Origin of the sequence: Mesorhizobium prunaredense (genome assembly GCF_900156895.1) — a bacterium.
GTDB classification, from domain to species: Bacteria; Pseudomonadota; Alphaproteobacteria; order Rhizobiales; family Rhizobiaceae; genus Mesorhizobium; species Mesorhizobium prunaredense.
On record NZ_FTPD01000010.1, the window covers coordinates 104608 to 129832 of the forward strand.

General features: G+C 61.7%; 20 protein-coding genes and 1 riboswitch. Of the genes, 3 read left to right on the top strand and 17 right to left on the bottom strand.

Annotated elements, in window-relative coordinates; all coding sequences use genetic code 11:
- Nucleotides 1-334: 334 nt before the first annotated feature.
- The gene (locus tag BQ8794_RS34560) at nucleotides 335-655 is read right to left on the bottom strand and encodes a hypothetical protein (protein ID WP_143744512.1); all 321 of its coding nucleotides are present in this window, start codon (nucleotides 653-655) and stop codon (nucleotides 335-337) included.
- Nucleotides 656-810: 155 nt separating this feature from the next.
- Between BQ8794_RS34560 and BQ8794_RS09905 the strand changes: the two genes are divergently transcribed.
- Nucleotides 811-4155 carry a Ulp1 family isopeptidase gene (locus tag BQ8794_RS09905; protein WP_077376272.1) on the top strand — a complete coding sequence of 1115 codons (3345 nt, stop codon included), beginning with the start codon at nucleotides 811-813 and terminating at the stop codon, nucleotides 4153-4155.
- 390 nt (nucleotides 4156-4545) lie between these two features.
- Here the strand turns inward: BQ8794_RS09905 and thiD are convergent, their stop codons facing one another.
- The 7 genes from thiD to BQ8794_RS09940 all read right to left on the bottom strand — a co-directional run bounded on the left by thiD (nucleotide 4546) and on the right by BQ8794_RS09940 (nucleotide 11603).
- Nucleotides 4546-5307 (bottom strand): bifunctional hydroxymethylpyrimidine kinase/phosphomethylpyrimidine kinase, encoded by a 762-nt coding sequence (gene thiD, locus BQ8794_RS09910; protein WP_077376275.1) that lies wholly within the window; start codon nucleotides 5305-5307, stop codon nucleotides 4546-4548.
- Nucleotides 5298-5903: a thiamine phosphate synthase gene (locus BQ8794_RS09915; RefSeq protein WP_077376278.1), complete on the bottom strand. Its 606-nt coding sequence runs from the start codon at nucleotides 5901-5903 to the stop codon at nucleotides 5298-5300. The genes thiD and BQ8794_RS09915 overlap by 10 nt, the downstream gene beginning before the upstream one ends.
- Nucleotides 5900-6673: a thiazole synthase gene (locus tag BQ8794_RS09920; protein ID WP_077376281.1), complete on the bottom strand. Its 774-nt coding sequence runs from the start codon at nucleotides 6671-6673 to the stop codon at nucleotides 5900-5902. Before BQ8794_RS09920 ends, BQ8794_RS09915 begins: the two co-directional genes overlap by 4 nt.
- 1 nt (nucleotide 6674) lies before the next feature.
- The gene (gene thiS / locus BQ8794_RS09925; protein ID WP_077376284.1) at nucleotides 6675-6872 is read right to left on the bottom strand and encodes a sulfur carrier protein ThiS; all 198 of its coding nucleotides are present in this window, start codon (nucleotides 6870-6872) and stop codon (nucleotides 6675-6677) included.
- Nucleotides 6841-7842 (bottom strand): glycine oxidase ThiO, encoded by a 1002-nt coding sequence (gene thiO / locus BQ8794_RS09930; RefSeq protein ID WP_077376287.1) that lies wholly within the window; start codon nucleotides 7840-7842, stop codon nucleotides 6841-6843. The genes thiS and thiO overlap by 32 nt, the downstream gene beginning before the upstream one ends.
- Nucleotides 7839-9680: a phosphomethylpyrimidine synthase ThiC gene (gene thiC, locus BQ8794_RS09935; protein WP_077376434.1), complete on the bottom strand. Its 1842-nt coding sequence runs from the start codon at nucleotides 9678-9680 to the stop codon at nucleotides 7839-7841. The genes thiO and thiC overlap by 4 nt, the downstream gene beginning before the upstream one ends.
- A gap of 103 nt (nucleotides 9681-9783) precedes the next feature.
- Nucleotides 9784-9900: riboswitch (TPP riboswitch) on the bottom strand.
- A gap of 542 nt (nucleotides 9901-10442) precedes the next feature.
- Nucleotides 10443-11603 carry a porin gene (locus tag BQ8794_RS09940; protein ID WP_077376290.1) on the bottom strand — a complete coding sequence of 387 codons (1161 nt, stop codon included), beginning with the start codon at nucleotides 11601-11603 and terminating at the stop codon, nucleotides 10443-10445.
- Between the two features lie 914 nt (nucleotides 11604-12517).
- On the opposite strand from BQ8794_RS09940, the gene BQ8794_RS09945 reads away from it, so the two are divergent.
- Nucleotides 12518-12850 (top strand): helix-turn-helix domain-containing protein, encoded by a 333-nt coding sequence (locus BQ8794_RS09945; RefSeq protein WP_077376293.1) that lies wholly within the window; start codon nucleotides 12518-12520, stop codon nucleotides 12848-12850.
- Nucleotides 12847-14133 carry a type II toxin-antitoxin system HipA family toxin gene (locus BQ8794_RS09950; protein WP_077376295.1) on the top strand — a complete coding sequence of 429 codons (1287 nt, stop codon included), beginning with the start codon at nucleotides 12847-12849 and terminating at the stop codon, nucleotides 14131-14133. The genes BQ8794_RS09945 and BQ8794_RS09950 overlap by 4 nt, the downstream gene beginning before the upstream one ends.
- Nucleotides 14134-14610: 477 nt before the next feature.
- Here the strand turns inward: BQ8794_RS09950 and BQ8794_RS09955 are convergent, their stop codons facing one another.
- The 9 genes from BQ8794_RS09955 to nadA form a co-directional block, all read right to left on the bottom strand.
- Nucleotides 14611-16257: an MFS transporter gene (locus tag BQ8794_RS09955; protein WP_077376298.1), complete on the bottom strand. Its 1647-nt coding sequence runs from the start codon at nucleotides 16255-16257 to the stop codon at nucleotides 14611-14613.
- A gap of 326 nt (nucleotides 16258-16583) precedes the next feature.
- The gene (locus BQ8794_RS09960) at nucleotides 16584-17567 is read right to left on the bottom strand and encodes a beta-ketoacyl-ACP synthase III (RefSeq protein ID WP_077376301.1); all 984 of its coding nucleotides are present in this window, start codon (nucleotides 17565-17567) and stop codon (nucleotides 16584-16586) included.
- Nucleotides 17564-18829, bottom strand: a complete 1266-nt coding sequence (locus tag BQ8794_RS09965; RefSeq protein WP_077376437.1) for an adenosylmethionine--8-amino-7-oxononanoate transaminase — start codon at nucleotides 18827-18829, stop codon at nucleotides 17564-17566. Before BQ8794_RS09965 ends, BQ8794_RS09960 begins: the two co-directional genes overlap by 4 nt.
- A complete protein-coding gene (gene bioD / locus BQ8794_RS09970; protein ID WP_077376304.1) occupies nucleotides 18829-19464 on the bottom strand; it encodes a dethiobiotin synthase in 636 nt (211 codons plus the stop codon). The genes BQ8794_RS09965 and bioD overlap by 1 nt, the downstream gene beginning before the upstream one ends.
- Entirely contained in the window at nucleotides 19461-20600 is a 1140-nt protein-coding gene (locus BQ8794_RS09975; protein WP_077376307.1) for an 8-amino-7-oxononanoate synthase, read from the bottom strand. Before BQ8794_RS09975 ends, bioD begins: the two co-directional genes overlap by 4 nt.
- Nucleotides 20597-21565: a biotin synthase BioB gene (bioB, locus tag BQ8794_RS09980; protein WP_077376310.1), complete on the bottom strand. Its 969-nt coding sequence runs from the start codon at nucleotides 21563-21565 to the stop codon at nucleotides 20597-20599. Before bioB ends, BQ8794_RS09975 begins: the two co-directional genes overlap by 4 nt.
- A gap of 225 nt (nucleotides 21566-21790) precedes the next feature.
- Nucleotides 21791-22678: a carboxylating nicotinate-nucleotide diphosphorylase gene (gene nadC / locus BQ8794_RS09985; RefSeq protein ID WP_077376313.1), complete on the bottom strand. Its 888-nt coding sequence runs from the start codon at nucleotides 22676-22678 to the stop codon at nucleotides 21791-21793.
- Nucleotides 22675-24222, bottom strand: coding sequence for an L-aspartate oxidase (locus BQ8794_RS09990; protein ID WP_077376316.1), 1548 nt, complete (start codon nucleotides 24220-24222; stop codon nucleotides 22675-22677). Before BQ8794_RS09990 ends, nadC begins: the two co-directional genes overlap by 4 nt.
- On the bottom strand, nucleotides 24219-25193 hold the full coding sequence (gene nadA / locus BQ8794_RS09995; RefSeq protein ID WP_077376319.1) for a quinolinate synthase NadA: 975 nt from the start codon (nucleotides 25191-25193) through the stop codon (nucleotides 24219-24221). The genes BQ8794_RS09990 and nadA overlap by 4 nt, the downstream gene beginning before the upstream one ends.
- Nucleotides 25194-25225 lie beyond the last annotated feature (32 nt).

Consider the following 25225-nt stretch of genomic DNA (forward strand, 5'->3'; position numbering starts at 1 on the left):
GTTCGGTCCGGCACCGGCTCGTACCCAAGCCCCCCAATCACACAGGTCAGCGTCGGATCGAACCAACCCCGTCGGTGCAACGACCTCAAAAAGCAAGCCGACGCCGGTTTTTGGTGAGGTCCTCGACTCGTGCCCCTTGTAAGCTGCACGGTACCGATCGGCACCGGCGCATTGCACGCCCATCCAGAACGTTGCTGATGAGGCGAGAGGCCAGCGCGCAGTTAATGGCCCCCGAATTTCGTCGCCCGCTCGCCCTCCCGCAGGTCGCCGCGCAACGTGCGCGTAGCGCTTCGGCACGAGTTCTATAAGCAGGTCCCGCGCGGACAGCAGGCAGCTAGACGGCACGCCTACATCGATAGTCGGATACAGATAGGCGAGATTGTTGATGACGAGCAGATGCACAATCAGCGCGATGGAGCGCAGCAGCCGGTATGAGACGCGCGACGGCAGCGGCGAGACGGAAACGCGCGCGAAAGCGAGCAGCGTCGAGGAGAAAGCCGAGCGCTGAGGCGAGGATGGGCAGCATTCGACCGAGGCCGAACAGCGCGGGTTCAGAGAAGAAGAAGCGGGGAAAGACGTCCCAGCCCCACCTCGGATTGCACCAGCGAACGCAAAGCAGGACGAGGCACTGGTCGAAACGGCGGCCCTTGAACATCTGAACTCTCCGGCGAAACACCGAAGGCCATGCCTCTGGTCCCGAAAACTTTGCAACAGATCTTGGCGAGCAGGTTGTCGTCAGGTTCTCGACAGCCTCCTGTGTCAGATCCAAGCCCAGCTTCAAACGGGCTTATATGCTAAAAGTGAGAACGGATGGATTTCACCTCAACCAAGCGGGTGCACGGACAATCGAACAGGGCCGGCTTGCAAGATAGCTCGCGTGCGGCTCCGCCCGCAGCTGCGGCGGCGTTTGAGCGGCAACTGAGCGAGATCGCCAATTCAGGTCGGGGTGGTGGAGCAATGCCGGCCGGCTCGGCGCCGCAGCCGGCCCAGTCAACTAAATTTTTGAGAAGGCTCAGCAAGCATCCTCTTCATATCAGGGATGAAGACTTTATCCTCAGCCTTGAGGAGGCCCTCATCAAGGGCAACGCCTCCGAGCACACTGCCAAGAACAATGTAAGTATTCTTCTCAGCTTTGGCCAGTGGCTGTTCGCAAACAACAAAGATCCCATCAAGGATCGGCTCGACAAGCAGTCGCTGACCGATGATGCGCGCGAGTTCATCGGAAAGGGTGATCCCTCGAGGCTGCTTACGGCAATAGGTCATCTTCGGACCTCGCAGTCGACGGGCGGAATTGTGCCGATCGGAGGCCGCGCTGAGTTCACTCCTTATCCGGAGGACGCGGCTCTCATCAACGAGTACAGAAACGAAGCAGCGACAGAGACCGGCAGGAGGAATGCAACTGCTCTTAGGAGCTTCGGTGACTACCTGCGTCAAAACAACAAGAAGGGCATTGCTGGTCGGCTTTCCGGTAAGGCGTTGGATGGAGATGTCAAGGGCTACAAGGAGGACGCCGGTGGTGATCCAAAGATCGGTTCCGCACTGGCTCATCTCCGAAAATCGCACGCCGGCGCTAAAGCGATGCAGCTCGAGCGCCATATTCCTCCCGTTCCTGATCCCGAGGACGCGGCACTGATGGAGCCGAGGCGGGTCGGCGAGGCGATTGCGCAGCACAGCGCGTCGCAGAAAGCTGGCAATTGGCCAAAGGAGCTTGCTGCGGCAGACCAGGATGTGCGTTTGGAGCTTATGGACGAAGCCGGCCCGTCGTCTTCGGCGCCGCAGCCGGCTCAGCCAGCTCGGCTTGGCAGGAACCAGCCTCTTCATCCCGAGGATGCTCCGCTGATTTTGGGGCTTAACGACGCCCTTATCAAAGGTGGGGCCACCGAGGGCACCGCCAAGAACAACGTAAATATTCTTCTCCGCTTTGGCCAGTGGCTCCTCGCAAACAACATAGATCCCATGAAGGATCGGCTCGACAAGCAGTCGCTGACCCATGATGCGCGCGAGTTCATCGGAAAGGGTCATCCCGCGAGACTCCTTACGGCAATAGATCATCTCCGGACCTCGCAGTCGACGGGCGGAATCGTGCCGATCGCAGGCCGCGCTAAATTGACTCCGTATCCTCAGGACGCGGCTCTCATCGATGAGTACAGAAACGAAGCAGCGACAGAGACCGGCACGAGGAATGCAGCTGCTCTTAGGAGCTTCAGTGACTACCTGCGTCAAAACAACAAGAAGGGCATTGCTGGTCGGCTTTCCGGTAAGGCGTTGGATGGAGATGTCAAGGGCTACAAGGAGGACGCCGGTGGTGATCCAAGGATCGGTTCCGCACTGGCCTATCTCCGAAAATCGCACGCCGGCGTTAAAGCGATGGAGCTCGAGCGCCATATTCCTCCCGTTCCTGATCCCGAGGACGCGGCACTGATGGAGCCGAGGCGGGTCGGCGAGGCGATTGCGCAGCACAGCGCGTCGCAGGAAGCTGGCAGTTGGCCAAAGGAGCTTCAGGGACAGCAGGATAATCAACCAGCCGCGTCATTTTTCATCGCTCCAGGGAAGTTGCCCACTGGACGGGATAACCTCAACAGCAACGGGGCGGGTGCTTTCGGAGCAGCCGGCTCTCGGCAGGCTGGGGTTCAGGCTGCCGCCCGGCCGTTGTTAGCGATCAGCGAAGAGCAGATTGGGCGCTCGCCTGGCGCGGTTGACAGGGGCAACCTCCTGCCGGCCGAGTGGCTCATCATCAACAATGAACATTCCACAGCGCTGTTGAGGCCAGCGAAGCGGCAGAGGACCCTGAATACGCCGCCAGCCGTCGCCATTCAGCAGCAGCTGAGCGAGATCGGCAATTCAGGCGGTCGCATGCCGATGCAGCCCTCCACCTACCAAGTGGGCGCATTGCCATTGGAAGGGCAGCCCGTCGTGCGGGGGAAAGAGTCCGAATACATCCCAAGCCTGCAAGCGGAGACTAGCGGGATCGGCGTTCGTCTCATCAATCGCGGTCGGCTTTCGCCGATGAGTGAAGCTGCGGCAGCGGCACCGGCAACGGTTTCCGAACCTGCCTCGCGATCAACCGCCAGGCTGGCAGTCACCTACCGCGGTCTTCCAGTGGTTGATCTGACCGGGCTAACCACCACCTCCTCCGATGCCCAGATCGGGGCGTTGAATCCGACAGCCTCGTCCAATGTCCCCAACGGGTCGGTGCTGTGGGCCGACGAGTGGCTGAGTGACGCCCATATCCAGAGGGATTACCATTTGCTGGGGGAGCAGCTGCAGGCGATAGATCCGGCGCTCGCCGCCCGGACACGGCTGGTGGACCCGTCGGTATCGCATCTACTGCGTCACACCGAGCCGCAAAACGCGCGAGTCATATTGCAGTCCATTTATAGCCGAAATGACGCCCCAGCCGACTTCCTGTTCGTTCCATTGAACAATGGCACTCCTACTATTAAGGGCACCCATTGGTCGCTGCTGCTCGTTGATCGCCGCAACCCAGAAAGGCGGGTCGCCTATCACTACGACTCCCTCCAGCCAGAGGGATACAACATCGTGCCTGCAAAACGGCTCGCAACACTTCTGAACGCAACCTTGGCGCCAGCCCGCATGCCCCGACAGCCGAACGATAATGATTGCGGCGTGTTTGTGCTGGACGGCACGCGGGCTCTGCTTGGACGATTGGTGGATGGGCAGCGGCCGGACCACGAGCCGATGCAACTCGACAACCTCGTCGCCGATCGGCAGGCGCTGCAAGTCCGGCTGAGCGGGCGCTTGCCGCACGAGGAGGAGTCTCTGCAGCTGTTGAATGGCGAACCCGCTTCCCCACCAATGATGGCATTCGACCCAGCGGAACTCCGGCAGCTGTTGTATGATGAACCCGCCTCCCCACCAATGATGGCATTCGACCCAGCGGAACTCCGGCGACTGTTGGATGATGAGCCTGCCTCCCCACCAATGATGGCGTTCGACCCAGCGGAATTCCGGCAGCTGTTGAATGATGAACCCGCCTCCCCACCAATGACGGCATTCGACCCAGCGGAACTCCGGCGACTGTTGGATGATGAGCCTGCCTCCTCTTCGCCGAGATTTAATTCGACCTCACATGCGCGAACGGACGGTGTTCATCAGCCAACCCAGGCGCCGTGGCTCCCTGAACACAAAAGATAAGTTTGAGGTGGAGGAGCGGCACTGAACAATCTGCGGCGTCGGTGCCATTCCGCTCGGAAGAGTGGGTGGGACGAGAGGCGTCGCTGGATGACGACCATGCCGTTGCCGACGAGGACTTCCTCCACCAGAAAGATCCGAATGATAGTAGTTCACGTAACCTCCATGATCACCGGAGAGCAGTGGCGTTGAAGTGTTCTGGTATACAGCAGATATGCTTCGCCGGCTTGCCACGATCGCCGAGGTCGCCGGGGCACGGGGGCAAACCTGTCGATCTGAAAATGAGATCGACAGCGCTCGGTGAAGGTGATCACCCCACACGCCCACCTCGGTAACGCCCAGGGATACTGATTAGGTCAACCGAATCCTGGTGCACATTGGAGTGAGCCGCTGTCACGTGGCTGCTTTCTTCTGCAGCCTCTCGAAAACAAGCCGCTTGCCTTCGCTCACGCTGTCTTCGAGCGGCTTCGCCTTCGCCAGATGCGCCGCAATCGCGCTGGCCAGCATGCAACCTGTTCCGCGCATCGTTGTGGCAACGCGCGGTGCTTCGAAGCGGGTGGGTTCATGACCGGAGCGTAACAGAATATCGGTCGATCGGGGTCCCGACGCATGCCCACCCTTGATCAGCAGGGCTTGAGGGCAGGCGGCCAGCAATCTTTGTCCTTGTTGGAGCACTTCGTCCTCATCCACCGCCATTTCGGAGCCAGTAAGGAGCGCCAGTTCAGGGAGGTTGGGCGTGACAATGCAGCAAAGCGGCATCAGATCGCGCTTCATGGCAGCGATAGCGCCTGCTTCCAGAAGTGCGCGGCCTGAGGTGGAGGCCAGCACAGGGTCGAGAACTGCCGGCACTTGCGGATTTTCACGCAGCACCGCCGCAACGGCAACGATGGTCTCGGCCGTTCCGAGCATGCCGATCTTGATCGTGGCCACTTCGTTGGCCTGCAGCGCGGCACATATCTGATCGGCCACTAAGCTGGGTGGCGAATGATGGATTTCCATTACGATGTCGTGCGTCTGCACCGTCAGCGCTGTGACGGCGAGACAGGTGCGCACGCCAATGGCAGAGATCGTCTCGATGTCGCGTGCTATTCCAGCACCCCCGCTGGAATCCGATCCGCCTATGACAAGCACATGCGGTTCTCGTCTCATCGCCATCGGTCCGTCTTTTCGATCCACTCTCGCGTGCGCGTTTCGGGATCGGAGCTCAACGTGATGTCCGTGACCACTGCCGCGCTGTTGGCGCCGGCCTCAAAGACGCCGTTGAGGCGGTCAGGGTTGAGGCCGCCAATAGCGACCAATGAGATCGGCGCCACTCGCCGGTTCCACTCGCTGATCCGCTCCAGCCCTTGCGGCGCCCATTTCATCTTCTTCAGGATGGTGGGATAGATCGGACCGAGCGCAACATAGTCGGGGTCGGCAAACATGGCCGTTTCCAGCTCGAGATGATCATGCGTGCTCAACCCGAGCCTGACACCGGCTGATCGTATCCTAGAGAGGTCGGCGGTTTGCAGATCCTCCTGGCCGAGATGCACGAAGTCGCAGCCTTCCTCGATTGCCAGGCGCCAATGATCGTTGACGATGAGCTGGCATTTGTGTTGGGCACACAAGCCCTTCGACTTGCGGATCTCCGCGCGCAACCCGGTCTCATTCATGCTTTTGATGCGAAGCTGAACCAGCTTCACGCCGAGCGGCGCCAATCGTTCGATCCAGGCAGCGCTGTCGACGATCAGGTAGAAGGGATCGAGCTTCATGAAAAAACTGCTCTGCCGATGGTCGGCGTCGATGGCACCGCGACGTCGCGCGGTTCGAGCATCCCGGACAGGAAGGCTTCACGGCCGGCATCGACTGCCTTGCCGAATGCGCGCGCCATTCCGACTGGATCGGCTGCCCTGGCGACCGCCGTATTCAGGAGCACGGCGTCAAAGCCGAGCTCCATGACGGTTGCCGCGTGCGACGGTCGGCCGAGCCCCGCATCCACGATCAGCGGGACGCCAGGGAAATGTCCGCGCATCGAGCGAAGCGCCGGGATGTTGACCGGCCCGAGGGCGGAACCGATCGGCGCGCACCACGGCATCAAGACCTTGCAGCCGGCCTCCAGCAGCCGCTGGGCGACGATAAGGTCGTCGGTGGTATAGGGGAATACTGCAAAACCGTCGTCGCACAGGATGCGCGCAGCTTCGACCAGGCCGAACACATCAGGCTGCAGAGTGTCATGGTTGCCGATCACTTCGAGCTTGATCCAGCTCGTCCCGAACACCTCGCGCGCCATTTTCGCGGTCGTGACCGCTTCCTTGACGGAGTGGCAGCCGGCCGTGTTGGGCAGGATTCTTGTGCCAAGCGAGCGGATCAACGACCAGAACTTTTCGCCGTCCCTGCCGCCGGCCATCTCACGCCGCAGGGACACGGTCACCACCGAGGTGCCCGATGCCTGGACCGCATCGGCAAGGATGGCGGGCGATGGATATTGAGCCGTGCCGAGAAACAGCCGAGAGGGAAGCGTCGTCCCGAGAAGCTCGAACATGCTAGCCTCCCTGCATGGGTGATAGGATTTCAATCCGGTCGCCGTCGCTCAACTGGAACTCGGCCCGATTAACTTTGTGTACGAGGTCGCTGTTGACGGCCGTCGCCAGCCAATCGCCTTCATAGTCGAGCGCGGCAAGTAGTTCGGCCAGCGTTGAGGCGTCAATCTCAAGCGCTTGGCCGTTGACGATCAGTTTCATTGGCGGGCTCCAGGGGTTTGTCGTGACTGAAGACGAGTTCGGCCGCCTGGCGCGCCATGGCGGGCGCGAGAAGAAAGCCATGGCGATAGAGTCCATTGATCGCGACGGTGCTTTCGCGTGCTTCGACACGCGGCAGATTGTCGGGAAAGGCTGGGCGGACGCCGACGCCGGTTTCAACGATCTCGGCCTCGCCAAAGGCCGGATGGAGGGTATAGGTCGCGCCCAAAAGCTCCATCAGGGAACGCGCCGTGACCCGTCCAGCGGACTGGCTCTCGATCATCGTCGCGCCGGCCATGAAATGGTGGTCAGTGCGCGGTACTAGGTAGAGCGGAAAGCGCGGATGAAGCAGCCGGACCGGGCGCGAGAGCGAGATATCGGGCGTGCGCAGGATCAGCATCTCGCCGCGAACGCCGCGCAGTCGGTCATCGACGGCGGCCATACCCGTGCAGTCGATCCGGCGATCGAAACCGGAGGCAAGCCGGGCGTCGGCGCCGAAGCGGAATTCGATGCCCATCGCCGCCAGCCTGTGATGAAGTGCCGCCATCGCCTGGCGCGGATCGAGATGGGCTTCGTCGGGGAAGAGCAGTCCGCGGCGGAAGCGGCCGGCGAGGTCGGGCTCCAGCAACGCGATTTCATCTTCATCGACACGCCGATGACCCGACGTGCGGCTGGCGAACCGGTCGAGCTCGCCCGCAGTGCGCGGCGCGGCCACGACCAGTGTTCCTGCCCGTGTCACCTGGTCAGGCGTTGCCGCATCCCACCAGTCCGCGGCGTTGCGTCCGAGATCGAGCACGGACTGCTCGGCGCTTTCGCGCTCGCACCAGGGCGCCAGCATGCCGCCGGCGAACCATGACGCATTGCCGCCAAGGCTGTGCCTTGTCTCGGCAACGGTCACAGCCGCGCCGCGCGTGGCGAGCTCGAAAGCTGCGGTGAGGCCGGCGACGCCGGCCCCTTTGACCAGCACCCTCATGATCGCTCATGCGCCTGCAAAGGCGTAAGCGCTGCGCCGGTCTCGTCCGCCGGCACGTAGAGGTCACCGCCCTCGCGGTACTTCGCCGCCATCGCCGCCATGCCCTCCTTCTGCGCTTCGGCGCGGATGTCATGGGAAATGCGCATGGAGCAGAATTTCGGTCCGCACATCGAGCAGAAATGCGCCAGCTTGTGCGCCTCCTTGGGCAAGGTCTGATCGTGGAAGGACCGCGCTGTTTCGGGATCGAGCGACAGGTTGAACTGGTCCTCCCAGCGGAACTCGAAACGCGCCCGGGAAAGGGCATCATCCCTGACCTTTGCAGCCGGATGACCCTTCGCCAGGTCGGCGGCATGGGCGGCGATCTTGTAGGTGATCACGCCGGTCTTGACGTCGTTGCGATCGGGAAGGCCAAGATGCTCCTTGGGCGTGACGTAGCAGAGCATGGCAGTGCCGAACCAGCCGATCATCGCCGCGCCGATGCCGGAGGTGATGTGGTCGTAGCCCGGCGCGATGTCGGTGGTAAGCGGCCCAAGCGTATAGAACGGCGCCTCGCCGCAGACAGCGAGTTGCTTGTCCATGTTCTGCTTGATCTTGTGCATCGGTACGTGACCAGGCCCCTCGATCATCACCTGGCAATCCTTGGCCCAGGCGATCTTGGTCAGCTCGCCGAGCGTTTCCAGTTCGGCGAATTGCGCCGCGTCGTTGGCGTCGGCGATCGACCCGGGACGAAGGCCGTCGCCGAGCGAAAAGGACACATCGTAGGCGCGGCAGATGTCGCATATCTCCGCGAAATGTTCGTAAAGAAAGCTTTCCCGGTGATGGTGCAGGCACCATTTCGCCATGATCGAGCCGCCGCGCGAGACGATGCCCGTGACCCGGTCAACGGCCAGCGGAATGTAGTGCAGCCGCACGCCGGCGTGGATGGTGAAATAGTCGACACCCTGTTCGGCCTGTTCAATCAGCGTGTCGCGGTAAACCTTCCAGGTCAGGTCCTCGGCAGTCCCGCCGACCTTCTCCAGCGCCTGGTAGAGCGGCACCGTGCCGATCGGCACCGGTGCGTTGCGCACGATCCATTCGCGGATGTTGTGGATGTTGCGGCCGGTCGACAGATCCATCACCGTGTCGGCGCCCCAGCGGATCGCCCAGACCATTTTCTCGACCTCTTCGGCCATGGAGGAGGTGACCGCCGAGTTGCCGATATTGGCGTTGATTTTCACCAGGAAATTGCGGCCGATGATCATCGGCTCGCTCTCGGGATGATTGATGTTGGCGGGAATGATCGCCCGCCCGCGCGCCACCTCCTCGCGCACGAACTCCGGTGTGACGAAATCGGGGATCGCCGCGCCGAAGGCTTCGCCGTCGCGCTCGAGCTTGCTGCCGCGCAGGACCTCGCGGCCCAGGTTCTCGCGGATGGCGACGAATTCCATTTCGGGCGTAATGATGCCGGCGCGCGCATAGGCAAGCTGGGTCACCGCCTTGCCATGCTTGGCCCTGAGCGGCCGGTTGCGAATGGGAAATTCCGGCGTCAGGCGCTCACCCGTCGCGAATCCGTTGTCCTCCGGCCGGACATGGCGTCCGTCATAGGCCTCGACATCGCTGCGCGCTGTGATCCATTCGTGACGAAGCCGGGCAAGGCCCTTTTCGATACTGGTTTCGACGGTCGGGTCCGTATAGGGGCCGGACGGATCGTAGACGGTAACGGGCGGCTCGCCAGCCGTCGGATGGACGGAGATTTCGCGCATCGGCACCCTGATCTGCGGGTGGATGGCACCGGCCTTGTGGATCTTCCGTGAGGCGGGCAGTGGTCCTGTCGAAACGGCGGGGGTGAGGGCATTCATCTTGAGGCTCCTTTGCTCGTGCATTGGAGACCCAGTTCTGTGCCGGAAGGATGAAAAGTCGCTCTGGTCGACCTGCCGAAACAGGACCTCGGGCGTAAACTCCCGCAAAGCGCTTGCACCGTCCCTACGCCAGTATGAACTGGATCAGGTTCAACGGGTCACTGCGCCGCGAAAGCCAGCAGTATCTCAGCCCCTTGCCGGGACTCCCCTGGTGAATGCCTCGAATTGAGCGGGTCGGCTCCGTTTTGTCAAGCGCATTCGGGGCCGGCCGAAAGCAGCAATCGCCTAGTTGGCAGCATCCGTTTGTGGATGCCATACCAAATGACTTACACCGGCGGTCGTGGATGATTACCGACGACTTGCACCCACACGTCATTGCGATTGACGTGATGCTTTCTGGACTTGGGATGAGTTCTGCGAAGCCTCGCACGCCGCGTCGATGATGGGCTCGTAGGTTCGAAGGCCAGTTTGAGAGCAAGTTGGAGCGCAGGTATTTGCCCGAGGTTTTTCACCGGTTTTAGTTCGGGGCATCGCGACGGCAGGAAACGGCATGGGGTCTCCGGCACGTCGCGATTTGCCCTTATGTGCCATCCAGCGAGATCCATGAACAGCACTGCATGCGCGGTTGGCGACATGGCGGCTAGTGTCGGCAATCCGCCTGAGGTCGAGGTTTCAAGCCTGGCACGCTTGCTTGCAATGTCCTCAAGCGTTTGCGGGATTGGGTCCGCTTTACAGCCCACCCGAGATGCAGCTTCGATTCCGCTAAAATGAGCTTTGGAATCGGAGTATGCCGCCGAGGCTGTTCTTTTTGCCGAGGTGAGTCCAGTTCACGCCGGAACGGTCGAGCGTGCCGACGCCGAAGTTGCCGTAGTGGGCATAGTCGACTTCGGCTGTGACTGTGAAACCTGGAACGACCATATAGGCGACGTTTGCAGCCAGACCAGAGTTCCTGAGCTGATCACCCGAGACCTGAAGGTTGAACGAAGTTTTCTCGTCGAACGTGTAAGTGGCGCCGGCCCACAAAGCCCAATTGCCGCTCCAAATTTTGTAGAAGCCGCGACCGTGAGCGGCGACTGCGTTAGTTGGGTCATCGTTGAGATTGCCAATGGAGCCGTAGCCAAACATTCCAAATAGCGACAGGTCATCTGTGACATTGACATCGACTCGGACCTTGCCGGCCAGAGCTTCGTAGTCGCTGTCACGAGCGATTACGCCAGTGATCGCGCCCCAGCCCTGGGTCTGTTTCACGCCGAAGACGACGTGCGGAACATGGCTGTCGATAGTACCGACTACACCCGACCGTTGTTCAAGTGAAACCAGAGCCGAAAAGCCATTATCGGCATCGAAGTAATACTGAGCCACGTTGGTATCGAAGTCGCCGTACGGAACGAGTACGTTATTGAGCACGTTTCCGGCGTAGCCTGTAAACGTGTCGAAGGCCGACTCGTCCTTGCCAACTCGGAGGCCACCAAGCTGGATCCAGGCGGAAGTCAACTTGACGCCGCTGTTGAAGCTATACTTGTGAGGACTTTCCGGACCCGGATAAGCGCTGTGGTTGCCGAAGTTCACGCGAGTTTCAGTATAGGTCTTCAGTGCGCCGAGTTCGGTCTCCTGGCGCGTCCAAGTTTTGAACGTGAAACGCGTGTTGTTTCGCCAGGTGCCCTGAGCCTCGCCAGTTCTCACATCGGAGGTTCTTGTCCCGTCATACGATCGGACATCCCCGAGGCCGACGTCGTAACGGATGTAGCCGCCGATGCGCACGCAGGTCTCCGTGTCGGGGATATGGAAGTAGCCCGAACCGTAGACGTCGCAGACCTTGACGTATTCGGTCGGGCCCGGCGCGGAGTCTTCGTCCGCCGCGCGAGCGACGGAAACGGAGATCAGGGCCGCAACTGAGCCGAGAAGAAGGCTGCTTACGTTCATTCTGGATCTCGATTCAAAGGTTAAAGTCGGAAGCGTCAAAGAGCGAACCCGTGGCCTATCGGAGGAGAAAAAACATGTTCATCGCGCTCCTCCTTCGTACCTAAGGAATGCGCGATACTTAGTTTACTAGAGGAGTTCCGGTGTACTTTAAGAGTACGCCGAGTGATACTTGCAATTTTGCTTAATCGCACTTCTTCAACTGTATGACTTATTGAAAAACAACTGTGGTTGGTCATCAACTGTCCGAAGGAGGTGAGATTCGACCTGCATCAGGCTTAAAGAAAAGGCAAAACGCCTATTGCCTTGCTGCGCTTCCACACAACTGTCAGTCAAACTCTTTCAGTTACATCAGGGATTCAGCACTTCTGAACCAATATCCATCTCCGTTTGTGTGGGTTGGCCATCGGCGTTCGATGCGGAGCAGCAAGCGACGTGCCATCCTGAAGAGGTAGCTCCGCACTGACACTTAAATTGGCCGGCGCAACTTCGTCGCGCTCCCCTTCTTTTTTGCTTTTTGGGGGTCAGGCTGAGCACTAAGCAGAGGTTTGGGACACGGTTCGTATGTCCGATATCTGACACTTTCGTTCGATACCGACAGCATCTGTTTGCTGTGAAGCTCGGGTCGAGACAGCATGCGGCGCCGCCGCTCGGTACGTCAGGCGGGAGCGCCGCCATCTGGATCGTGCCAAGCATGGCCCGTTCCGTTTTGCAGCGGCGCAATCGTTCACATCCCTGTGCGACTTACCTGGCGCCCTTTGCGGATCGCATGGATGCATGCTCACGAGATTAATGTGGTTGGTTTCAGCGCCACCGCCTTGTTCGATTCGGTCAAACGGGCCAACTCTCGACAGATCACGGTCTATGGCTTATATAAACGCCCTAAAAACAGTTAAGGTAGTTTTTATGAGACAAAAATGCGCTCAACAGTGACAGATACATTGCCTCCCAGAGTCAAGAGGGCGCTTGGCAAGCTCGGCGCCGACATTGCGCTCGCCCGTAAGAAGCGCAGCCTGACGATCATGATGATGGCGGAACGATTGGGTGTCGCAAAAAGCACCTATTTGAAGATCGAAAAAGGAGACCCGACCGTCGCTATGGGGGCCTACGCCATGACCTTTTTTGTTCTGGGCTTTGATGAGGCTTTGACGCAGATCGTCGACGCGCATCGCGATGAGCAAGGCCTGCTCCTCGACGCCGAACGTTTGCCCAAAAGGGTAAGGGTCCCGAAGCCACCGGGTGCAATATGAGACATTCTATTGCTGTTCACATTGGCGAGGAAGCGACGCCACTGGGCATGTTGCGCTATGATCAGCAGGGTGCGCGCGAGAGCGCTGCCTTTGAATATCATGCAGGTTGGCTGAGAGCAGCGGAAGGCTTCTCGATCGAACCCGGTCTGCCACTCGTCTCAGGCCCCCAATTCCATCGAAAGACCGGCGACGGGTCCGTGTTCCACAACGCGATCGCCGACACGGAGCCGGACGGATGGGGCCGGCGTGTCATCCAGCGCGACCACGCCAAGCGTCGCCAAGAGGCGCGCCGGGCGGGAAATGTCGCCGAAACGCGGCCTCTGAACGCGATGGATTACCTCTTGGCAGTGGACGACATGAGCCGCGTTGGTGCGCTCCGGTTGCAGGACGAAGAAGGGCGTTACCAAAGAACGACCGAGGAGGGTCGACGCACCACGCCGCCGCTCATTGAAATCGGTCAACTCCTCGCAGCGACGCAGGCGGTCGAGACGAACACCGAGACGGCAACGGACCTCGCCTATTTGCGTGGACGTGGCACGTCCCTTGGGGGCCTTCGTCCGAAGTGTTCTGTCGTCGACGACGACGGACGCCTCGCTATCGGTAAGTTTCCGAGCGTTGCCGATGATCGGGCTGTCACAAAAGGCGAAGTGCTCGCCATGAATTTGGCCAGAAAAGCCGGCGTAGATGCTGCTGAGACACGTCTGCTCGACAGCGACGGCGCTCCTGTCGCGCTCATCCGTCGCTTCGATAGAACCCCGAATGGCAATCGACTCATGTATATCTCGGCCGCCACGATGATCGGCGCAGAGGCAGCGGATGCTGGCGAGCATAGCTATACTGAACTCGTGGATGTGCTTCGCCAGCACGGCAGCCAGCCAGCGGCCAACATCGAAGAGCTTTGGCGGCGCATCGCGTTCTCGATCCTTATCACCAATGTCGATGACCACCTCCACAATCACGGCTTTCTCCATGTGCATCGCGGGCAATGGCGCCTGGCGCCTGCATTCGACATCAACCCATTCCCTGAGCGTATGCGAGAGCTGAAAACCTGGATATCCGAGGAAACTGGGCCCGAAGCGACTGTGGACGCACTGATGTCAGTAATCGCTTATTTCCGGATCAGGAGCGATCGAGCGAAGACGATACTCGCAGAAGTCGAAAAGGCGGTTGCCTCATGGCGTGAGGAGGGGCGGGCGCTTGGGATGACCCCCCAAGAACTCGATAGCTTCACCGACGCGTTCGAACATCGGGAACGGCAAGCCGCCCAAAGGGCGCAGCAATGATCCCTGAAAGCTTGTCGTTCGCGGTTGAGATGGCGTCCTGCAAGGGCGTCAAGGCGGCTTCCCCCGCCCTGATTCCATGTCCGGCGCCGAAAGGTCGAGCGCCAGCCCCGTCCTCGAACAGGCCTGGTTCTGGCTGGCCGAGCGCCAGCCGGTAGCGAGTCAGATCCTGCTCTGCCAGTCTCTGAGCCGCACAGCGCTGCTGAAGCGCACGTCGAACGTGCTGCTGATCGGCTTGTGCGCAGGCGCGACCACCAGCGCTCGAAACCCCTGCCCTCCTTCCTGCCGTCGCGCGCCGCATCGAAGATGGTCCGGAACGGACCGTTCCTGCCCCGGCCTCGAGCCCCGCGGCGGCATAGGTATTCGCGAGAGAGCGCCGGACGCATAGGCTCCGCGTACTGGCGATGCGGCCTTCGCGCTGCTTGAAGTCGACCGGCGCGGCAGATCCCAATGCGCGATGCGATCGCTTTCGTGATCACGTCACCTCGGAGGACGAGAAAAGATTGTCGAGGCACGGGTACGAGCTGCCTCAGTCGTTCGTTCGATCGAAAGCACTGTGTGCGGAGGACGCTCTCCATCATGCAGTGCCAGGAGACGCTGGCCGACGTCCTTGTCCGCTGCCGTGAGCCGATGATTCAGGCGAAGAAAGTCCATCCAGGTTGGCGTGCGGAATGTCTCTGTCCAAATCGAAGGCGTTTGAAGATTTCGCTGGAGTGTCCAGTTTCGCGCACCGGCACGGCTCTGAACATGGCGCCTTGCGCGCATGTAGCCCAGAAAGGTCTCGATATTCTCTTCGGCTATAAGATACTCGACCTTCACGACTATGGGGCCACTCCTGGGCTTCAACTCGAGTGCCAGCTCCGGCGGGTGAAAATCCGAACTTTCCTGATCCGTTTCTTCCCATGGACGGACCGGCAACAGTATCCCCGCAGCTGCAACCAGCAACAGAGCGCCTGCGGCGCCCTCCAGAGCCCAGGCTAAGGAGTAGTCCTGTGCGACAGTACCCCAGATCCAGCTGCCGGCCGCCATACCCCCTGCGCTCAGGGCGTAGTATATCGACAGTGTGCGGCCGACGACCCACCTTGGGCTTGCCAGCTGCACCGACACGTCGATGCCCGTCCAGGTGATAAGCCAGCCCGCGCCTCCAACTGCCAGCGAAATGGCCGCCACGGCGACCGATGATGTCAGTGCAAGGGAAAGGCAACATGCTGCACAAGCAACAGAGGCGAACGATACTAGCCTGTTTTGAGACGTGATCCGCCTTAGAAAGCTATTGCTCATGCCCGCGACGAAAGCACCCATGCCGAAGCCGGCCAGCAAGATGCCGTAGACGATTGGGCCGCTTTTCAGCTGATCCCGGACGACTAGTGGGAGTAGCGCAAGGATGGAGATGCTTGCCAGCCCGAAAAAGGTTGCACGGGCAATCGCTGCCCTGATCTCCAAGGACAGTACCGTGAAGCGCACTCCGTCATGAATTGCCATCGTCATTCGCTCACGAGGGAGAGGTGAAGTGCGAACATTCCATCTAGTGCGCCATATTGCGCTTAGAGGCGCCAGATCACTCAGAGCTGCCAAGGCGAAAGCGGCCAGCGGTCCAAAGAATGCCAAGATTACGCCACCCAAAGCCGGACCAACGCTGCGCACAATGTTGTATCCGACGGACATAAGCGTCACCGCAGCCGGGATGTCGCGCTTGTGAAGGATATCACCAACAGAAGCGTGCCAGGCCGGATCATTCAAGGCAAAGCCGCAGCCGGCCAGGAAACCTAGTCCGAGAATTAGCCAGGGACCGGCAAATCCCAGACCGACAGAAATCATCAGCGTCGTTGATGCCAATGCTATCAGGCAGTGCCCCGCAAACATCACCCATCGGCGGCTGAAGTTGTCGGCGATGGCTCCGGCAAGAATTGAGAGGAAGAATACCGGCAACGTGGATGCGGCCTGCACGAGTGCAACCATCAGATCCGAAGCGGAAATCGTGGCCATCAGCCAACTGATGGCCACCGTTTGCACGAGCCACCCGAGGCTGGATATTTGTGTGGCCGTCCAGATCGAGCGAAACACCGGGTTCCGAAATGGAGCCAGCGTTGTTGAGACAGGCAGATGAGCATTTTTTTCGGACTGCATGACGGTTGATGCCTTCGAGGGGCCAGTTATTCAATTCACGGCTGCCACTACTGCCGTTACGATGTTGACCAATAAGGGCCGACATATCGAGGATGACTTCATCGCAATGAGGAGTTGGATACCTCCGCTCTCTAGACTGGCGCCAACCACTTCTCGCCCAGCAAGGTAGCCTTGCCGATCGTCCTGCTCGAGAAAATCGTCTGCAGGGTTTTCGCTCTCGCGTCACCGAACCAGCACCCATGCAGCTTGCCGGCGATCAATTTTTCGCATTGGGCCCGTTTTGATAGTGTCATTCGAGACAAATCCTGTGCATGGCCGTCGTACCGCTAAATTCCGATGATGAGGGCGCCTCCGGTGAGACCGGCACCCGCCGCCGCAAGGAGAACCTTTTCGCCCGGCCGAAACGGCTGCGCCCGATGCGAAAGCGAGAGCGAGAGCGGGATGGTCGCGGCGGAAGAGTTGCCGTACTCGGCGATCGTCTTGACGATTGCTTGATCCGCTATTCCGAGGTTCCTCCCGACCACATCGAAAATGCGGACATTGGCCTGGTGTGGCACGAACCGGTCGATGTCTTGCGATCCCATTCGGGCAGCAGAGAGCGCGTCCTGCGAGCAGCGAGACATCATCTCCACGGCCTTGGCGAACACTTCGCGGCCGTTGGCGATCGTCATGCGGGTCTGCCCGAGGTCAATGCCGCCGTGGAACGGTGTGTTGCTTCCTCCGGCGGGAATCTGGATCAGCCCGTAGCGCGAGCCGTCCGAAGCCAACGCGGACCCGAGGATGCCCCGATCCGGCTCTTCGCACGGGGCAATCACCACGGCGCCGGCGGCATCGGCAAACAGCACCGCGCTTGCGCGCTCGACTGGATTGATGCGGCGACTGAGGATGTTGGCGGCGATGACCAAGGTCGCTTTGCCATGGAGGCGGGTGAATCCGTCGGCAAACATCAGGGCATAGATGAAACCGGCGCAGGCGCCTGTCAGGTCAACCGCACCGGCGCGGCCTAAGCCCAGGCGATGTGCTACCAGCGGCGCGCTGGGCGGCAGAAGGTGATCGGGCGTCGAGGTGGCGAGTAACAGCAGGCCGATTTCGCCACGGTCGAGGCCGGAATTCGCCAGTGCCATGTCGCCGGCGTGCGCGGCAAGGCTCGACAGCGTATCCTGGTCGGTTGCCCAGAAGCGCGAGCGAATTCCGGTGCGCTGCTCGATCCAGCCGGGTTCGAGTCCAAGACGGGTCTCGATTTCCTGGTTCTCCACCTTTCGGGCCGGCGCATGATCGCCAAACCCGAGAAAGCGCGACGATCTGCTCATGCGCTCGGACCGAAGCGTTCGCCGGCCTCCTCGATGGCGTCATAGAGCCGGTCGAGTTCCTCTCCGGTGATGCAATAGGGCGGCAGAACATAGAGCACATTACCGAGCGGGCGCACGAGCAGGCCGCGTTCGAGGAAGAAAGCGCGCAGCTTTGGTCCGATCTCGGCCAGATAGCCGGCCGAGCCGGCGCGCAGATCGAGAGCTGCGATCGTGCCGGTCGCCCGGCAATCTGTGAAGTTGGCATTGTTGCGAAAGCGTCGAAGCCCGACGGCCTGCCCGGCGCTCAAGGCCGCAATCCGCTCGGCCACCGGCTCGTCCCGCCAGATCTCGACATTGGCGAGTGCTGCCGCGCAAGCGATCGGATTGGCGGTGTAGGAGCTCGAGTGGAAAAAGGTCTTCTGCCGATCTTCGGAGTAATGGGCCTGGAAGATGGCATCGGTCGCGAGTGTGGCCGCCAGTGGAATCGCGCCTCCGCTCAAGCCCTTCGAGGTGCATAGTATGTCCGGAGAGATCAGCGCCTGCTCACAGGCGAACGTGCTTCCGGTGCGCCCCCAGCCGGTCATCACCTCGTCGGCGATCAGCAGCGTGCCGGAGGCCTCAGTGATCTTTTTCAATTCGGCCAGAACCCAGGCCGGATACATCAACATGCCGCCGGCGCCGAGCACCAGCGGCTCGACGATCAGCGCGGCGGCGCGGCGGTCGCGAGAGAAAGCCTCGAATCTATCCAGCGTTTCCTGCTCGCGCCCTGCGGCCGGAAACGGAATGGTGTCGACCTCGAACAGCAGGGGTTCGTAGGCGGCGTTGAACACGCCGCGGGCTCCGACGCTCATCGTGCCGATCGTGTCGCCATGATAGCTGTGTTCCATGACGACGATGCGCGAACGCGGCGCGCCGATGTTGCGGTAATAGCCGAGCGCCATCTTCAGCGCGACTTCGACGGACGTGGATCCGCTGTCGGAATAGAAGACCCAGTCGAGGCCTGCCGGCACTATTTCGATCAGCGCCGAGGCCAATTGCTCTGCCGGCTGATGGGTGAGACCGGCGAAGATCACCTGGTCAAGCATCTCAGTCGCATTCCGGATTGCTTCCATGATCCGTGGATGGCGGTGCCCGTGGGTGACCACCCACCAGGAGGAGATTGCATCGAGGATATGCCTTCCGTCATTCGTCTCTAGCCAAGCCCCTTCCGTGCGGACAACGGACGGCATGCCCGGCTCGATCGCGTGCTGAGTGAATGGATGCCAGACCGGCGACCGCGACATCATTCGCCTCCTGCAATCTTGGCGAGGTCGAAGCCGGCAAACATCGCCTTCCGCAGAGTTTCGCGCGTCAACGGAACGAGGTGTGGCAGCCTGCCGAGCTGACGCACCGCGCCGAATTCGGTGATTGTCCTTTGCGTATCGGCTACCTCTTCGCCGATGAAGGCGATGCCGATCAGCGGGATGGAGCGAGCCCGCAGGGCTTCGATCGACAGCAGAGTGTGGTTGATCGTGCCGAGCTCGGTGCGGGCGCACAGAATGACCGGCAGCCGCCATTCAGCGAAGATGTCAATAAATCTTGTCTGTCGGTTGATCGGCACCATCAGTCCGCCAGCGCCTTCGATGACGAGCGGTGTCGGCAGGACCGGATATGCAAGATCGGCAGCCTCAATCGAGACGCCGTCAATTTCGGCTGAACGATGCGGCGACAGCGGGCTCTTCAAGCGGTGAGCTTCCGGCAGCACGCGCCCTGACGGCAGGCCGGCGAGCCGTTCAACCGCCTCACTGTCGGTCTCCTCATCGAGACCCGATTGCACCGGCTTCCAGTAAAAGCCGTCGAGCAGCCCGGCCAGCCCAGCCGAAAACACGGTCTTCCCTATTCCGGTGTCTGTTCCGGTGACGACGATACGCGTGGTCATGCCGTGCCCAACACCTCGACGAGCGTCTCGACCATGGCCGAAATGTCAGCATTGCCGACATTCAGCGTCAGCGAAATGCGCAGCCGCGACGTGCCCTCCGGCACGGTCGGCGGGCGAATGCCGCGTATGTCGAAGCCGCGGGCCTGCAGTGCCGCCGCTATCACCATGGTGCGGCTGACGTCGCCAATGACAAGTGGCTGGATCTGCGAGCCGCTACGCGCCACGCCACAGCGCTCGGCCAGTTGGCGGCCCGCGAAGGCAACGTACTCATGCAGCTGAACGCGGCGCATCGGCTCGTCGAGCAGGATTGCGAGCGCTTCGCGCGCGGCCACTGCCATTAGCGGCGATGGCGCGGTGGCGTAGATAAAGGGCCGGCAGCGGTTGACAATATAGTCGCACAGCACTCCCGGCCCAGTGACGAGTGCGCCGGATGCGCCGAGCGCCTTGCCGCATGTGTGGAGCGCGACAATGTTGTCGCGGCCCTCGAAAGCGGCGGCCAGCCCCCGGCCGTCCGGGCCCCAGACGCCGGTGGCATGCGCCTCGTCGACCACTATGAATGCCTCGTACCGATCGGCAAGCGCGACTAGGCTCTCCATCGGCGCGCAGTCGCCATCCATGCTGTACAGGCCTTCGACTGCGATCCAGATATGCCCCATGCCACCTTCGGCGCGCCAGCGCCTGATCGCGTCCTCAAAAGCATCTATGTCGTTGTGCGTGGCCGGCCTGAACTCGGCGCGTCCAGCCCGCGCCCCTTCATGCATGCTGGCATGCGCGAGTTCGTCGAGGATCAGCAGGTCGCCCTTCTGCGGTAGGGCGCTCAGCAGGGCGAAGTTGGCGATGTAGCCGCTGCCGAAGAACAGCGCCCGTTCGGCCCCGAAGAACGCCGCCGCATCTGCCTCCAATGCCTCATGCTCCGGCGCGTTGCCGCGCAGGAGCCGCGATCCGGTAGCGCCGACCGGGGTGCCCCCCTCGATTGCCGCCGCGACTGCATCGCCAAGTCTCTTCGAGGCAGCAAGCCCGAGATAATCGTTGGACGAGAAGTCGAGCCCGGCGCGCGGCGCCAGTGTCCGCAGCCGGCCCTTGCGTGCCAGACCCTGCAAGGTTGCTTCATAGCGGGCAAGCGGCGGCTCGTTCATTTAGCCTCGCGTGGCATCGGCTCAATGCCGAGACGCCTAAATAGACGATTATCCTTGTCCTCGCCGGGATTGTCCGCCGTCAGCAGCATGTCGCCGACAAAGATCGAATTGGCGCCGGCAAAGAAGCACAGCGCCTGCGTTTCGTCGCTCATCGCCGTCCTGCCGGCGGAGAGCCTTACATAAGACTTCGGCATCATGATGCGGGCGAGCGCAATGGTGCGGACGAAATCGATCGGATCGATGGGCTCGGCCTCGGCAAGCGGCGTGCCTTCGATGGGGATGAGCATGTTGATCGGCACGCTTTCCGGCGGCTCGGGCAGGTTCGCGAGTGTGACCAGCATGTCGATGCGATCGGCCTTTTCCTCTCCCATCCCGACAATGCCGCCGCAGCAGACCTTCATGCCAACCTCGCGCACGTGCCCAAGTGTTTCCAGCCGGTCGGCAAAGGTCCTGGTTGAAACAACCTCGCCGTAATAGCGCTCGGACGTGTCGATGTTGTGGTTGTAGTAGTCGAGACCGGCCGCCTTCAGGCGCTGCGCCTGACTGAGGTCCAGCATTCCGAGCGTCATGCAGGTCTCCATGCCGAGCGCCTTCACGCCCTCGATCATGGCGACCACGGAGCCCATGTCGCGTTCCTTCGGACTGCGCCATGCGGCGCCCATGCAATAGCGGGTGGCGCCGGCGTCCCGCGCCTTGATCGCTTCGGCAATGACACGCTCCACCTCCATCAGCTTGGACGCCTTCAGGCCGGTTTCGTAATGTGTAGACTGGCTGCAATAGCCGCAATCCTCCGGGCATCCGCCGGTCTTGATGCTGAGCAGCCGCGACAGCTGCACCCGGTTGCGATCGAAGTTCTGGCGGTGGATTGTCTGAGCCAGGAAGAGCAGGTCGTTGAACGGCATCCCGTGGATAGCCTCGGCCTCTTTGCGGTTCCATCGGGATAGTGCCCCCTCGATCGATTGCATGGCTTGCTTCACGTCGCACTCCGAGTTCGTTCCAATCGTCGTCGTCAAAAGCTTTGTCGCTGGTCCGACAACGCGTGCAGGAGTCTGTCGACCCTCCTCGGGTTCGCTACGATCGTCGATCAGCCCGATGAGCCTGAACCAGTTGGAGGGTGCGCCGCACAAAGATGCAGGCTCGCATGGAGCAGCTCCTGCGTCGGCGCGGTCCAGCGGAGGGGGGAATGCTTTTCATTCCATCTCCATCAGTTCAAGCGCGCGCCGATGCGCCGGCATATCCAGGCCGATGTCGAGGATAGGGGCGCTGTGTGTCAGCCATCCGACTGAGATGAGGTCGACCCCCGTCGCAGCAATCGACGGAGCCGTTTTCGGCGTCACCCGACCGGAAGCCTCGGTGATGGCGCGGCCACCGACGATTGCCACGGCGCGGGCAAGGTCCTCAACCGACATATTGTCGAGCAGCACTGCGTCGACTGCCAGCGTGAGCGCTGTATCGAGCTGCTCAAGGGTCTCGACCTCGACCTCGATCTTCACCATGTGCCCTGCGGTGGCGCGCGCCCGCTCTATTGCCGTGCGAATGTCGCCGGCGATTGCGATGTGGTTGTCCTTGATCAGCACGGCGTCGTCGAGCCCGAAGCGGTGATTGGCGCCGCCGCCGACGCGTACCGCATATTTCTCCAACGCGCGCAGGCCGGGCGTCGTTTTTCGCGTGCACACGATTTTCGCCTTGTGGCCACGCACGGCCTCGACCATCGTCGCCGTGGCAGTGGCAATGCCGCTCAGGCGGCACAGAAAATTGAGCGCCGTGCGCTCGGCCGTGAGCAGGCCTCGCGCCGGTCCGCACAGCTTGGCGATAGTCTCGCCCGCCGCGACATCGCTGCCGTCACCTCGCCAGATTTGCATGTCGATCGCAGGTTCGACGAGCATGAAGGCGAAGGCGGCCAGATCGAGCCCGGCAACGATCCCCGACTGTCGCGACTTGAGCACCAAGGTGGCCGTGCGATCACGCGGGATCACGGCGTCGCTGGTCAGATCACCGCATCTGCCCAGGTCTTCGAGAAGAGCACCGCGCACGATCGGCTCGATCAGGGTTGAGGGAAGGGGTGAGAACGAATTCATGTCAGGGTGCTCCGCATCGGCGCCCGCCAGCTGAGTGCGACGGCGGCCTGTATTGCGCTGGGCAGTGTCAGCCGTGACTGGCGCGCATCTGCATCGCGTCCGGGGAAATCGGAACGACAGTGCGATCCGCGGCTCTCTTCGCGCCGCAGGGCCGCAATGGCGATCATCAGCGCGACCAAGGCGGGGTCGGAGGCAGCGCCGTCGTGAGCTGCAATCGGTAACAGGGTCGCCACCCCGTCGCGTAGCGTCTCGCCATCGCGGATGATGCCGAGCGCGGCGGAGACGATTGGGCGGATGCCGGAGGCGTCTGGCCGTCGAGGCACGAAAGCGGAACACACGCGCGGTCGCCGGGTGTGTGATACGTCGGCGACGCTTTCAGCAACCCAGCTCGATGTGACCGCCGCTTCGATAAGCGAGTTGCTGGCGAGTCGGTTCGCGCCGTGCAGACCGGTGCATGCGACCTCGCCACATGCCCACAATCCCTCGATGGAGCTGCGGCCGGCAGCGTCTACAGCAACACCGCCCATGTGATAATGTGCCGCCGGGCGCACCGGGATCGGGTCGGTCGCGGGATCGATGCCGGCCTGGCGGCACAAATCGGCGATCGCCGGAAAGCGCTTGTCAAATCTGAGGCCGAGACATTGCCTTGCGTCCAGGAACACACGGCGTCCGGCAGCGAGCTGGTGCCAAACCGCGCGCGCAACCACGTCGCGAGGCGCAAGCTCGCCCCCGGGGGTTTCAGCGAGGAAACGCTCTCCTTGCTCGTCGACGAGCACAGCACCCTCGCCGCGCACCGCTTCGCTCACCAGCGGCATCGGCCGCCGCGGACCCTCGAGGGCGGTCGGGTGGAACTGCACGAATTCCAGGTCGGCGAACTCCGCCCCGGCACAGGCGGCGAGCGCGAGCCCCTGTCCACATGAGCCAGGCGGGTTTGTCGTATCGCTAAACAAGCCGCCGATGCCGCCGGTCGCCAGGACCGCGCGGCGCGTTGGCAAGGCGATTGCGCCCGTGCACCCGGCCGCGACCACGGCGATAATCGCCCCGTCTTCCACGACAAGCCGGCGGGCCTCCATGTTTTCCAGGATAGTGATGGAGGCTGTGCGCCGTGCCGCGGCGATCAGCGCGCGGACCAGCTCGCGACCGGTGGCATCGCCCGCCGCATGCACGATCCGCCGCTGCGAGTGCGCCGCCTCAAGCCCGAGCCGCAACGCGCCGTCAGCGCGTCGGTCGAATGCGACACCGAAGCGCTCTAGAGTCCTGATCGCTTCAGGTGCAGCTCGGACCGTTCGCCGCACCGTCGTCACGTCGCAGAGGCCGTCGCCGGCCGCGAGGGTGTCACAAAGATGAAGTTCGGGACTGTCCTCGCCGCCGACACTTGCCGCAAGACCGCCTTGGGCGAGCTCGCTGCAGGCTCCGGTTCCCAGCCCCGCATTGGACAGAAGCACAACCGGTTCCGGCGCCAGATGAAGCGCCGTCATCAGGCCTGCCACACCGGCGCCGATGATGACCGGCGCCCCGCCGATGTCATGAACGTCGAGGCTCATATGGAAAGCATACGCTCGACCGAGCGGCGCGCGCGCCCTGCAATCCCGGGATCGATCCGAACCTCATGCCGGTTCTCCTCGAGTGCGACGCGAATGTTAGCCAGCGTGATGCGCTTCATGTGCGGACAGAGATTGCAGGGGCGGACGAACTCGACGTCGGGATGCGCGACCGCGACATTGTCGCTCATCGAACATTCCGTTAGCAGGACTACGCGCGGCGGTTTCTCCCGCTCGACATAATCCAACATGGCCGCAGTCGAGCCGGAGAATTCCGCCTCTGCTACAATCTCTGGCGGGCATTCCGGATGGGCGAGCACGATGACCCCTGGATGCGCATCGCGCAGTTCCCGGATGTCGGCCGATGTGAAGCGCTCATGCACTTCGCAGTGGCCCTTCCAGGCGATGATCTCGACCTCCGTCTCCGCCGCCACGTTTATCGCCAGATATTCATCGGGCACCATAATCACACGCGGCACGCCGAGCGATTCCACCACCGCCCTGGCGTTGCCCGAGGTGCAGCAGATGTCCGACTCCGCTTTTACGGCCGCCGAAGTGTTGACGTAGGTGACGACCGGGACCCCCGGATAGCGCTGCCGCATGAGCCGCACGTCTTCTGCCGTGATCGAGTCGGCCAGCGAGCAACCGGCGCTGAGATCCGGGATGAGGACGGTCTTGTTCGGATTGAGCAGCTTGGCGGTCTCGGCCATGAAATGCACGCCGGCAACCACGATGATTTGCGCCTCGACCGTAGCCGCCTTGCGGGCCAGTGCGAGGCTGTCGCCGACAATGTCGGCTACGCAATGGAAGATCTCCGGCGTTTGGTAGTTGTGCGCAAGGATGACCGCATTGCGATCGCGCTTCAGCGCGAGGATGGCCTCAATGTCGTTGGTGAAGGCCGGCCATTCGACTGGCGGGATCACCCGCCTGACGCGCTCGTACAGGGACGCAGCCGTAGGTAACGCCCCAGTCATCAGCGCCTCCGATTATATTCGATCTGACAATA